This window comes from Brevibacillus ginsengisoli, assembly GCF_050113715.1.
GTDB classification, from domain to species: domain Bacteria; phylum Bacillota; class Bacilli; order Brevibacillales; family Brevibacillaceae; genus Brevibacillus_H; species Brevibacillus_H ginsengisoli.
Map to the genome: position 1 here is coordinate 380602 of NZ_JBNJQR010000002.1, position 13144 is coordinate 393745.

The following is a 13144-nucleotide window of genomic DNA, read 5'->3' on the forward strand; positions in this document are numbered from 1 at the left end:
CCCTCCTATCCGGATCATTGGAACAGCGTGAACAAAAGTCCTCCTAAACCATTGTCAAACCGCCGCTGACGGAAAGGGTTTGACCCGTTACGTATTGCGCTTCATCTGATACGAAGTAGGCGACTGCTCCGGCAACATCTTTTGGCTGTGCCAATCGTCTAAACGGAATGGCTTTTTCTAAAGCACTTGCAAGCCCTTCATTATAGGAACCAATTTCTCGGAAAAGTGGGGTGTCACTTGGACCTGGAGCCACACAATTGACGTTAATTTTATAGCGGGCCATTTCTCTCGCTATGGTTTTGGTAAAAGCAATGACCCCTCCTTTAGCTGCCGAGTAGACTGCTTCACCGCTTGATCCAACCCTCCCCGCGTCTGAAGCGATATTGACGATCTTTCCATAACCTTTCTCGATCATAATAGGCAAAATCTCTCTGCATGTATAAACTTGACCAAGCAAGTTGATATCGACGATTTTTTTCCATGTATCTGGCTCACTCTTTAAAAAAGGTTCCACCTTGTCCCAGCCCGCATTGTTAATCAATACATCTATTTTTCCAAAAAGATTTAATGAATCGGTCACAGCTTTTTTTACACTCGCTAAATCCGTAACATCACACAATACAGCAACAGCTTCCTTACCCGCTTCTTTTATGAGGGAAACGGTTTCTTCGGCATTGTCTCTATTAATATCTGCAACAATCACTTTCATAGATCGGGAAGCGAGTGTTATGGCAATCTCTCGGCCGATGCCGCTGCCTGCCCCTGTGATAAACGCAATACGTTGTTCCATTCTGCATCCACTCCATTTCTTTTCAACTTGTCAGGTTGTCTTTTCGTTGTTGGAAATTTTTTCGATGATCATTTCGCGCAGACGATATTTTTGAATTTTTCCACTTGGTGTTTTGGGGAAATCGTCAATGATTTCAATATGTTCTGGCCAATATTGCTTCGCAACGCCTTTTGATTCCATATACTCGGTCATCGCATCCATTGTTAACGGAACCTTACCCGGCTTCATGCTAATACATGCACAGGCTTTTTCCTGTAGGCGAGGGTCCGGCATAGCGATGATTTGGACATTAAAAATATCCGGATGTTCATATAAAACATTCTCGACATAGGCCACCGGAATGTTCTCGCCACCGCGAATGATGATATCTTTGTTGCGTCCTGTAATCCGAATGTATCCATCTTCATCCATCATCGCTCTGTCCCCTGTAATAAACCAGCCATCGTCAAACTCCAATTTGGTATGCTCTAAACGCTTTAAATACCCCACAAACAATGTTGGACCTTTGCAGAGCAAGCTTCCTTCTACATTCGGAGGATTCGTGTTTCCTGCTGGGTCCACTACCTTGATTTTCATCCCTGGTAAGGGCGCTCCATCAGTGTTGGTCACCTTTTCTTCAAGATCATTGGCCAGGGTTGCTGTAACCATTCCATTTTCTGTTTGGCCCCAGCCCGTTAGGATTCCGCAGGGCAGCTTTTGCGTTGCTTGTTTCACAAGAGTTCGCGGAATGGGTGCTCCCACAGCAATAAAGTAACGCAATGAGCTTAAATCAAACTCCTCGATTCCTTCCACTTGCAGCGTATCCTGTAAAAAAGGTGTGGCACCTACGGTTAAAGTGATTTTTTCTTTTTCAATCCATTCAACAAATTCCTTCGGGTTCCAAATATCCTGATAAACTGCACTTCCAGCGTACATAATTGGCAGGCGGACACCGTAAAGAAAACCAGTCTGATGGGCAAATGTGGAAGCCATGAAAATAACATCATGGGGTGTTAACTTCAAATGATCGATCCAATTCATTGAAGCCATGGTCACGGTATTATGAGTATGCATGACTCCTTTTGGCTCCCCTGTGGTTCCAGAAGTAAAAATGATTTCAGTCACTTCATTAGGGTCAAAAGCGAATTGATCGAGTTCTGCCGGGTCTTTTCGTTCTTCCCATGGCTCTTCTATAAGCTCAGAAAAAGATTTCATTCCGGCAGGCACATGGTTGCCAAGGACATAAACATGCTTCATCGATGGCCACTGCGGCAAAAGTCTCTCGATCATTTCTGGATAATGAAATCCGCGGAACTCTTCAGGGACCACAATCATTTTGGATTCAGTCATCTTGACCATAAATCCAATCTCTTTGTCCCGATAAATCGGCACTAACGGGTTACTGATGGCTCCAATTCGTGTTACCGCAAAATGCAAGATCACGAATTCGTTCCAATTCGGAAGTTGAAAAGAGATAACATCTCCCTTTCTCAAACCGATTTCAAGAAGTCCAAGTGCAACGCGGTCTACCAGCTTTCCAAGCTCTCTGTAGGTATACCTGCTCTTTTTATCAATCAGCGCAACTTTATCGGGGGCTTTTGCGATGGCTTCCTTTAAATAATCCAGGATCGTTTTGTTTGGCCACACTGATTGATACTCCTTGATATATTCCTCCGTCAGAATCGTTTCCAGATTCATCATTTCTTCCCCCCTTATACTGATGGTCCACCCATTTTTATTGCCTGAACCTCTTGAAGTCTACCGCCCTTTTTTCAATAAAAGCGTTTCTTCCTTCCGCAGATTCATCTGTTTTGTAAAACATCGCTAAACTTGCCATGGCTAACTGCGAAATCCCCGCAATAGTAGCTGAATCTGCATTGAACGAATATTTCAACATCTTAAGGGCTGTTGGACTCTTTTCGATAATCGTTGACGCCCACTCTTCTGCGGCTGCCATCAGTTCCCCTTGAGGAACAATTTTATTGACCAAGCCCATTTCTTTTGCTTCCTGGGCAGAGTACTTCTCACACAGATACCATATTTCTCTCGCCTTTTTTTCTCCAACAATTCTGGCCAGATATGCAGAACCAAAGCCTGCATCGTAGCTGCCTACCTTTGGACCGCTTTGACCGAAAATGGCATTCTCAGAGGCAATGGTTAAATCACAAATCACATGAAGAACATGACCTCCTCCAATCGCATAACCGTTCACGGCGGCTATCACAGGCTTCGGAATATTACGGATGACATGGTGAAGCGCTTCCACTTCTAACCCGATTCCACCGCCTAAACCTCCCGAGCCATCGTATCCGCTATCTCCTTTTTGTTTCTGGTCGCCACCCGTACAAAATGCCTTCTCTCCCGCTCCTGTTAATATGACCGCTCCAATCCGATTATCATCCCAGGAATCTCTAAAACACCAAATTAACTCTTGGACCGTTTGCGCCCGAAACGCATTGTAAACTTCGTGGCGGTTGATGATGACTTTTGCTATTCCATTCACTTTTTGATAAATGACGTCCGTTAATTCCATCTTGCCAACCTCCAATCTATTAATAGGGGCGAAACTCTTTTCCGATTAACTCTCTTGCGATTACCATCTGGTTTGCTTGAGCGGTTCCATCTCCAATTTCTAACCCGATGACATCACGTAACCGTTGTTCAAGCGGCATCTCCTTCGTATAGGCATAATGACCGTTTAAGAGCATACATTCATGGATGGCTTCCTGACTCCATTTCGGACTTAGCCACTTTACAGAAGATGCCTCTTTGGAATGCGGTTTCCCTTGATCGCGGAGCCACAGCCCACGATAAGCTTGCCATTTGATCAATTCCAATTGCGTATTGTGAGTAACAATCGGGAAGGACACACCTTGGAATTTAGCTAACGGCTGCCCGAAAGCTTGCCTTGTTTTGACATGCTCGATGGTTTCTTCGATGCTTTGAAGGGCTGCACCGACACATTGCAGTCCTATTAACAGCCGGCTTAGATCAAAACCATTCATCACCTGGAAAAATCCTTTATTCTCCAATCCAATCAGATTCTCTTCTGGAACCTCTACGTCCGTTAAATAGATGGATCCTCTTCCAATCGGAATGTTTCCCATGTCGTCATAACCTCTGCATTCCACCCCCGGAAGGGAAGCGGGAACAATAAAAGCGCTGATTCCTCGGCTCCCTAAATGGCTATCCGTTTTTGCAAAAATAATAAAGGCATCTGCGATCGTTGCGACACTGATTCCTGATTTTTCACCGTTTAAAATATAGCTTTTGCCCTTGTGTACAGCGGTTGAACGAATCCCTGCCGCATCGGTTCCTGCCGTAGGCTCAGTGATAGCTATACCGACAATTTTCTCTCCGCTCGCAATTTGCCCAAGCCATAGGTTCTTCAATTCCTCTGTTGCATGACTGCAAATGATTTCTGAAACCAAAGCATTAAGCATCACTGCATACGTTAAGTTAAAATCCCCGCGACCGATTTCTTCTGCGGCAATTCCTGTCGTTACACAATCAGCGTTGCTTCCACCATATTCTTCTGGTATTCGTAGGCCGTTCACCCCCAATTCACCGAGTTTTTTCCACAGATGCCGGGGATGCTTATTTTCCCTGTCCCACTTGGTATAATGGGGAAGCAACTCATTTAAGGAAAACTCTCTCAGCATATCTCGAAAATATTCTTGTTCTTTCGAGAAAGTAAAGTTCAGCATGTTTCATCCTCCTTCGTCCTGTACCTATCGCAAGTGTCGTGCCAACAACAATAGAGGCGGTTATAGGGTTTTTATCTATAATATTTCGCTCAATTAAGAAAATTTTCGTAAATATAAGAATTATAATTGCTAAAAAAGGACTATCTCTAGTTCAAGAGATAGTCCTTCTCGGTTGTTGGAAATTCATCACTACTTTATCTTGTACTTGGCCATTTTTCTGTAAAGGCTTGAAACGTGTATTTTTAATTTTTGAGATGCTAAAATACGATCACCATCAAATTCTTTCAGAGAGCGAAGAATGGCGGACTTTTCGGCTTTTTCCACTTCATCCTCTAAACTCATCAAGATCGTATGTTCCGTACTCACTGAATTTTCATTTTTTAAATTTATTAAAGGAGGTAGACACAGACATTCTAATGCCAGAGTAGGACCTTGTACAATATTCATTCCGCGTTCAATATGCGCTTTTAATTCACGAACATTGCCTGTCCATTCATTCTCCATAAGCCACTCTTGCAGTTTTGGTTCAATCTGTTTGACGTTTTGCCCTAATTTCACATTGAATACATTGATAAAATAATACGCCAACGGAAGAATATCTTCTTTTCTTTGCCAAAGTGAAGGAATTTTCAACTCAAACACATATAGTCGGTAGAATAAGTCCTGACGAAATTTCCCTTCCTGCACAAGAGCTTTTAAGTCCCGATTTGTAGCTGCAACAATTCGGATATCGACATTTTTGCTTCCCGTACCGCCAAGCCGTTCAATTTCTCTTTCCTGCAAAACTCGCAACAGTTTACCTTGAACCTGATAGGGAAGTTCAGAAATTTCATCCAGAAATATCGTACCATTCTGCGCCATTTCGATTTTGCCTGGCTTTCCTTCTTTTTTCGCTCCGCTGAATGCTCCAGCTTCATAACCAAAAACTTCTGATTCAAATAATTCATCAGGTATGGCAGCACAATTGATCGCAATAAATGGGTGGTTCCTTCTTGCGCTGAGTCCATGTATCGCTTGAGCAAAGAGTTCCTTACCTGTTCCGCTCTCTCCCGTTATTAGCACGGTGGAGTTACTCGCAGCAATTCTTGCAGCCAACTCCTTTATTTGTGCCATAGAAGGACTTTCCCCAATAATATCCTCAAAGCTGTATAGATTGTTATTACCTGATCTTTTCTTTAATGAGGGTTTATTCAATGCATTACCGAAAGAAATTATCTGATCATAATCGACCTCTTCTTGTCTTACAACTACATCGAAAAGAAAATGATTAAGGCTTCGTGTAACCCGAATCAGGCAGGCATATCCGAATATATTGCCATAAAACACCTGTTTTCGAAAATCATTAAACAGAAAATGCTTCCATGAAATGCCTTGGATAATATTTGTGATCGGTGCACCTAGCAAGTCTGCCTTTTGCTTGGCAAAATGATGGCAAAATTCAGGACTAGAATCAATCAGTTTTCCGTCTACATCAACTTTGATATATCCCCATTGATTGACTTCCTTTTCCACACTTCTTATATTCTCCATTTCTCTCACCTATCAACTGAGATTGGGAAGCAAATAAACCACAACTTGTCCTTTTATCACTTCATCCCCTGCTTGATTAAAGCAAATTACCTTTTGGGTAACCCAATTTCTGGATAGGTTAATATTAATAACCTCCAATTCTGCCGTGATTTCATCGCCTACATGTACAGGGTGATAAAAAACCAGTTCCTTTTGCAACAATAAACATGCACTTCCAGGTAGTTTCTCGCTAATCACCTGGGTAATTAAGCCCTCAGTTAACAAGCCTGGTGCAATCGGATGATTGTAATAACTTTTCCAGGCATCTTCATGAGGCTGGTAAATCGGACTATAATCCTTTGTCAGCTTATTACATAACTTCACATCTGTTTCGGTGAATGTTCGCCTTAGCCGGGCGATTTGTCCAATATACATTTCATTAATGGTGAAGCCCATTTTTTCCATCTCCCGCTTTAAAAATACTGAAGATTCAAACAGATATAGATACATATTAAATGAATCATTATGATTATCCTGCTCAGTTCGAAACCTGACTAACTGGAATTTTTCGATAAAGAAAGCATCAAAAGCTCTCACTTTTTCGGAACTACACTAAGAAAAAAAGCTCACGAAATCTAATCAATAGTTTCGTGAGCTTCAAAACGTAAAATTTTCTTTTCAGTTCCCTGTGTGTTCTTCATTTCCGACAAGCACGAAGATAACCTGCCCATCTTTCTGTTCGTAAAGACCTTTCAATATAAACGACTGCTTAGCTTCGGCATTCATTCCGTGATCATCATACACGCTGCAAATGGCCTCAAGCGAACGATTTGGTGAATGATGGCTATCAAGTTCTCTTATTTGTTTGACGGGGGTTATTTGTATCTGGGACAGTGACAAGCGCAAGCCCGTGCCAAGCCATTTCAAAAAAGCTTCCTTTGCCGCAAATCCAGTGCATATCGCAAGTGAATGACGGGGGTGAACACCCAACCAGTTCATCCAACCTGCAAGCTCCCCGTCCCGAAAAACATCTTCTATAAAAGCAGAACTGTATGCTTCTATCGTGACATTGTCGATACCGATTCGCATATGGGATGCGGTCGCATATGCCTGTTGATCCGCATGAGTAATTGATACATGCACGTCTGATCGTGTTGCCGTATCATGCAGGAAGACATACGGTTTCCCTGCTTCCTCTCCTTCTTCCTCCCGAAGGACGGATAAGTTTCCTGTATTCTCGAGCGTTAAGAAAGAACGAAGCGCTTCCTTCACTGCCTTTCTTCCTGCTACAAAGTCGGCCATTCGTTTCGGACTTGTTTTTGCACTGAGCAAAGACCGTTCTCGCTGTGTCAGTTCATCCAGTTGTAAGAAAGGGCTCACCGGACAATAAGAAAGAGAAAAATCGGCTGTCATCGCATGATCCTTCTTGCGAGGAATGCATTGATCTCCATAATCGTTTCCCCATTTTCCCCAATGACCAAGATGTCAAAGAGGAGTTCGGTCCCTTGCTGTTGGGTCATTTCACCATAGACGCGCACTCGTTCCCCGCTGCCGCGTCTTCGTCCGAACCGTACGCTACCGATCGAAATGGGCAGACTTACCACTCCTGATCCAAAGGTATCTATGCTATCGGCAATTTGCAGGGAGACATCCAGTAGAAACGGATCGACTTGAAACGTTGGCGCACTCGTGAACGAAAACAGCTTGCGATCATCGGGAGGAGCAGCGGTCGCTACTCCTTGCTTAGCATTCATCGTATACTCACTAGCCCTGCAAAAAAGCGGACCAATCTGTAAGGTTTCCCGATGTGTATGGTAAAGGACACCTGAATAGGAAGCGCCAGTAATTGTGGGCAACTTTTTTGGCAAAAGTCTCGGTTCTTCTTTATGAAAAGTGAATGTAGCTTCCGCGTTAACACGATCCTTTTCCAACAACCGTCCTGATACGGTGACATCAGATAGCGCACGCGCACGAAGGACACGGATTTCTGCCTTATCTTCAAGCATAATCGCTTCCGCACGCAGGTTGACTGGCTTATTGGCGTATAGCTTGGTTGGGTGGAACACTTCAAACTGTTGGACACTGTGCAGGCTATACCCCGGTGATAAGAGCGCAGCCGCTTCGGCCAGCATCTCGAGATAACAAACCATTGGAAAAATCGGAATCTGATCGAGGCAATGCTGGGCAAGATAACGATCCTTGTCTACACGGATCGATCTTTCTACTTGTACTGCACCGTTCTTCTTATCCAATATCCTGTCGATAAATGGCCAAGCGCCAGGATTGACAGGCATGCGGTTGTCTTGAAACGCTAACGTACGCTCGTCTTTTCCATCCGCCTCTGTCCCACCGGCTGGCCATCTTTGGAGAAAATCTTCCCGTGCGATAAGTGTTTCTTTTTCCCTACCGCAAGCAAGTTCATGCAAAAACCAATAGATCCCCTCGTGAGTCGATGTGAATGGCACCCCATTTTGCTTGATTACGTGGGTAATGGACGGATCAGATACGGCTGCTCCAACAGATTCCCAAGCCGTCCAATTCAGCGTGACATGATGCAGCGGATGCGTACGTTGCCTGCATTTGGCGATCAATAAGGATGCCATGAGGGAATTCGCCGCACTGTAATCCGCCTGCCCTTTATTGCCAAAACGGCCTGCGCCCGAGCCGAAGCACATGAACGAACGCAGCGGAAGCTCTTTTGTCGCGTCAAGCAGATGACACATGCCCGTTACTTTGGTTCGCAACGTATGATCAACCATGTCTTTCGTTTTTTTGGGGAGAATCGTGGACCATTCCACCATGGCTCCGTGAATAATCCCATCGATCCGTCGATGTTTGCGGATGATACGATCAATCAATTGATGGACGGATTCTTTTTGTGTAATATCACATACTTCATACGTGATGCCAAGCTCTTTTGCCTTTTTTAAATTTTGATGCAATTCACGTTCTTTCGATTGACACAGGAGCCTCTTTTTGCACTGAGCCAGTGTGATGGACGGGTCTTGCCGGCGTAGGATCACGTATTGATTGCGCTCATAGTCGGCAAATTCTTCAGCGGTCATCTCTAGCCATGGTGCGAGATGATCTGTGATCGTTGTACGCCCACATACGATAACGGTTGCACCCAGCTGGGCCAATGCTTTCGCGCACTCAAAAACAACACCGCGTCCTCCGCCAGTAAAGAGAAAAACGTCACCTTGGGAGATGGTGCGTGCCAATGTAGTCTTGTCGGTAAAATTGGCGTTCTTGTGATGAACGACAAATCTCCTGTCCGTATAAGCGACTTCCATCCGCTCGTTGCCATCCTCTACCTCCCTGATCATCTGGGAGATGACACGCTCGATGGGCTCATGTGCAGGAAAATCGATCGTCTTCGCTAGGACAGCAGGCAGTTCTTGTTTGAGTGATTTAAGCAGGCCTAACATAAAAGAGCCAAGCACATTTCCCTCGTCACAATCCGTCACACCCAGGTTACCCCCTAGGCATGTGAGCGCGATGTAACAGGTGGATAGCGTTGCCGCCTGCTCAAAACGGTCATAAAAGTAGCGCAAGAGCATGAATGTATGATCACTATGCTTCTCGATTTCAAGTGCCAGTTCATCGGCTGTAAAAGAAAGCAGTTCAGGCCGTTCCTGCAGCAGGCGCATATCGATCACGCCATCTATTACGCCGTTTTGCTGCTCCCAGCGCTGCAGGTACGTGTAGCATTGCGTTTCAGTTTTAGATTTGTCCAACGTGAGCAAACAGACAACGGCTCCCTTTTCTTCTAGGCCCTTTTCGCACATCTCCCATTTATCCCCGTTGTCCTGGATCAATAGAAATCGCTTGCCGCTCAATGGAAATAACGGTGCTCTTTTGGGCAAAGATACTGGTACGAGTTCCACTGTAAAACGATCGCACTGTTGCGCCTTTAGTAATGCCGGGAGCGGTTGAGATAAACGTGCGGGGAAATGGCTTGTTTGGACCTCGGCTTCCTCTATTATGGCAAAGTAATTGATGCCACCCATGCCGAATGCGCTGACACCCGCACGTCGTTTTCTGTCCTCACGACTCCCCCATACGCGTGGTTCCGATGCTAGTTCGGGGATGAGGAGAGCGGAACGTTCATCGACATAGCTCGGAGGAATCACTTTATTGTGCAGAGCCATCGTTGTCTTGATCAATCCAATGATTCCGGAAGCGGAGCTCAGATGGCCGATTTGTGATTTGATGGCTCCGATGGTGTAGGGGTAGTAATCGGGACGTTCGCCAAATACTTGACGATACGTATTGATCTCCGTATCATCGCCTAGGCGTGTGCCGGTACCATGCGCCTCCACATGGTCAATATCTTGCGGGATGACATTCGCTTGACGCATAGCCTGTTCTATTGCGCGGATTTGGCCCTTGCTGCTAGGAGCAAGTACGGAAGCTCCTTTACCATCACTGGAACAACCAATGCCACGCAACACCGCATAGACCTGATTGCCATCACGTAGCGCATCAGATAGACGCTTGATCACCACTGCTCCTGCTCCTTCTGCAGGCACAAAACCATCGGAATCACGATGAAAAGGTGGTATCCCGTGTGTGGAGAGAGCCCCCAGCAGCTGAAGGGTCAGGTTGTATTCGGGAACGAGATGGTACGCGACCCCACCGACGAGTACGGCATCCGCTTCCTTCGCATGGAGACGTCTGATCCCTAGTTCGAGCGCGGCTAGCGATGAGGCGCATGCCGCATCTACGGACAAGATCGTCCCCTGCGCACCTAGCGCTTTGGCTACAACATGAGCATTGGCTATGCCGCTGCTCGACAATTGGTAATCGTAAGTGTGCGCATTCTCCATTTGGTAACTGGTGAGCATCTTTTGGAGTACGTTGCCGATTTCCGTATGCGACAAGCCTTGCTGCGAGAGAATCGTTTGAACATCTTTGAGATAATTGGTAAAAAAGGTTTGCTTGTTTTTCGTATTTTCTGCTTCTCGTACCGGCAATTGACCAATGATGACGTCAAGTCGACTCTTATCACTGGTAGGCTCCATAATGCCCGCTTGTTGCCCGGCCTCGATCCCGCTCAGCATGGAAAGGATGACCCCACCATCTAATGGTCGCAAATCCTCACTTGAATAACCCGATTTTTGTCCATCGATATGTGGCATTTGTACGACGCCTGCCAGTCTGGATGGGGAGATTGTGGCAAGCTCTTTATTGCTGCCGATGACTTTTTCGTAGCTCCACTTCCATTTTGGCAAGTCACCGATGCTCTTGTAATTGAGTAGAGTGTGTTTCCAAAATGCATCGCGTTCAGCCGCACCTGGTACAATTACCCCCATGCCGACAATTGCGATGGGCTCCTGTTCAGACACAGGCGGAATACATCCCACTTTGCGTTCGCTTGCCGTGGTTGTATCACCTCGGCTAATCAGCGCATGATAGGCAACGGGCGCAATACCGACATCATTGATGGCCGTCACATTGTCATTGTCCAGATGAAGAATGCCTGTCATCAGTTCGACCAGTCCCGCAGCTGATTGCAAATACCCGACATGAGGGACTGCCGACATCAAGGGGATATGCTCGTTGCTGGCTGTATGACCGTAGTATAGAGAGAGGCCACTTCTTTCTGCTAACCCCCACAAGGTAGCATGATCATTTCTGACTCGAATGTTTGTCACTCTCCGAGGATCGATGCCTGTGAGTTGTATTGCTTTCATAGCGGCTTTTCTGGTGGCTTCAGCGATTTCATGCTCATCGTTGCGTATGGCAATCGCAGATGAGGAAATCCCTTCCACGAAGCCATAGACAGGTTTGTCTTCGATATCTTCTTCTCGCAGTAGGACCATTGCGACTCCGCCTTCGCCAAGTGCAGGGACGCGCAGGGAGATAGACGAATCCCCCAAATACTCTAATAAGCAAGAAGCCGTAATCAATGGTGAAATTCCAGCGACTAGCGCGAAATCACAAGCGTTCTGTTGCAGAGCACGCATGGCTTCTTCCACAGCCGCAAGTGAACTGCACACCCCTGCATTGATTGCGATATGTCCACCTTGTATATCGTACAGGTTCGCTATTCGCCCAGCCATCAGACTCGCTGATGTTGTCATCGTATCGGGCAAAATAGGTGGCGTCTTGGCACTGTGAAATGCCATAACTTCTTGGCTGATTGACGATGCGTTGCTCAAATAATGATCCTGTAACACTTGCTCTAACAAACGAGAAAATTCACCTTGTCTGATGCGCGGACCATGATCGGTGTCAGGCGCAGGCCCAAGTGTATGAGCAGCCATGAAAATCCGTCCATGCCGAGCGAGGCTTGTGCCTCTGGCGATACCCGCATCTTGCAAGGCTTCGTGCATAATCGTCAGCCCCACTTTTTCCATCGGATGCATATGCTTCGTTTGATCGGGTGGAATCGGCATGGTTCGCGCGTTGAGCTCTGGCACATCGACTAGAGCGCCTAGTAACGGTTCTTTGATGTCCAATCCCCAGCAGGCACGGTACCATCCAGCATCAAAACGCTCTGTTGGAAGTTTGCCGATCGCAGTCCTGCCGCTAGAAAGCATCTCCCTCCACTGTTGTACAAAATTCGCTCCCGGCAATCTGCATGAGAGACCCACAATCGCCATTCTCTTTCGTACGCTCACTCCGGTTTCCCTTCTTCCCCAGCTCTAGCCTTCATCTGTCGTAACCCGCGTATGTCATTCCATTGAATGAGCCTTCTTCCGTGTCGATCAAAAAGCGATACGTCTGCACGGTAAGCCGTGGAAGTCGCCGACAAGGGTTGCAGCCGCAAATAATAGGTCTTATCATCGAGTGATGCCATGTAGCACTCGATTTGTTCTACACCGATTACGTCTGTTTTTCTTCCATATGTCTCATGCCATGCCTGTATGGCTATTTGACAAACCGCTTCGGTTACATGTTGAATGATTTCCTTCACATTTCGCTGTTCATGCTCGTGGCCATGTAACCAGACCACTTTAGCCCATGATTCCCCACTGTTATTGGCTACTACCCATTCTATGGCCAAACAGCCATTGTTGAATGCCCCGCTGCTTTCCTTTCCACCAATCGAGCCGCTCCTGTATGCGTCCTGTTCGATCGTATGGATCGTTTCCTTAATATCCAGAAAACGAATTGCTTCTGTCTTCTTGCAAGTCACAATCCAATCATCATG

At 46.0% G+C, this 13144-nt stretch carries 9 protein-coding genes; all 9 read right to left on the minus strand.

What is annotated here, in order from left to right; all coding sequences use genetic code 11:
- Positions 1 to 43: 43 nt before the first annotated feature.
- Positions 44 to 790, minus strand: coding sequence for an SDR family NAD(P)-dependent oxidoreductase (locus ACQCN2_RS05425; RefSeq protein WP_426927873.1), 747 nt, complete (start codon positions 788 to 790; stop codon positions 44 to 46).
- Positions 791 to 820: 30 nt separating this feature from the next.
- The gene (locus ACQCN2_RS05430; protein ID WP_426927874.1) at positions 821 to 2470 is read right to left on the minus strand and encodes an AMP-binding protein; all 1650 of its coding nucleotides are present in this window, start codon (positions 2468 to 2470) and stop codon (positions 821 to 823) included.
- A gap of 34 nt (positions 2471 to 2504) precedes the next feature.
- Entirely contained in the window at positions 2505 to 3302 is a 798-nt protein-coding gene (menB, locus tag ACQCN2_RS05435; protein WP_426927875.1) for a 1,4-dihydroxy-2-naphthoyl-CoA synthase, read from the minus strand.
- A 19-nt stretch (positions 3303 to 3321) separates the two neighbouring features.
- On the minus strand, positions 3322 to 4476 hold the full coding sequence (locus ACQCN2_RS05440; RefSeq protein WP_426927876.1) for an acyl-CoA dehydrogenase family protein: 1155 nt from the start codon (positions 4474 to 4476) through the stop codon (positions 3322 to 3324).
- Between the two features lie 189 nt (positions 4477 to 4665).
- Positions 4666 to 6006 carry a sigma-54 interaction domain-containing protein gene (locus ACQCN2_RS05445; RefSeq protein ID WP_426927877.1) on the minus strand — a complete coding sequence of 447 codons (1341 nt, stop codon included), beginning with the start codon at positions 6004 to 6006 and terminating at the stop codon, positions 4666 to 4668.
- 12 nt (positions 6007 to 6018) lie between these two features.
- Entirely contained in the window at positions 6019 to 6441 is a 423-nt protein-coding gene (locus tag ACQCN2_RS05450) for a MaoC family dehydratase (protein WP_426927878.1), read from the minus strand.
- A gap of 222 nt (positions 6442 to 6663) precedes the next feature.
- Complete coding sequence (locus ACQCN2_RS05455) at positions 6664 to 7398, minus strand: 4'-phosphopantetheinyl transferase family protein (RefSeq protein WP_426927879.1); 735 nt, start codon at positions 7396 to 7398, stop codon at positions 6664 to 6666.
- Positions 7395 to 12611, minus strand: a complete 5217-nt coding sequence (locus ACQCN2_RS05460; RefSeq protein WP_426927880.1) for an SDR family NAD(P)-dependent oxidoreductase — start codon at positions 12609 to 12611, stop codon at positions 7395 to 7397. The genes ACQCN2_RS05455 and ACQCN2_RS05460 overlap by 4 nt, the downstream gene beginning before the upstream one ends.
- Complete coding sequence (locus tag ACQCN2_RS05465; RefSeq protein WP_426927881.1) at positions 12608 to 13129, minus strand: hypothetical protein; 522 nt, start codon at positions 13127 to 13129, stop codon at positions 12608 to 12610. Before ACQCN2_RS05465 ends, ACQCN2_RS05460 begins: the two co-directional genes overlap by 4 nt.
- Positions 13130 to 13144 lie beyond the last annotated feature (15 nt).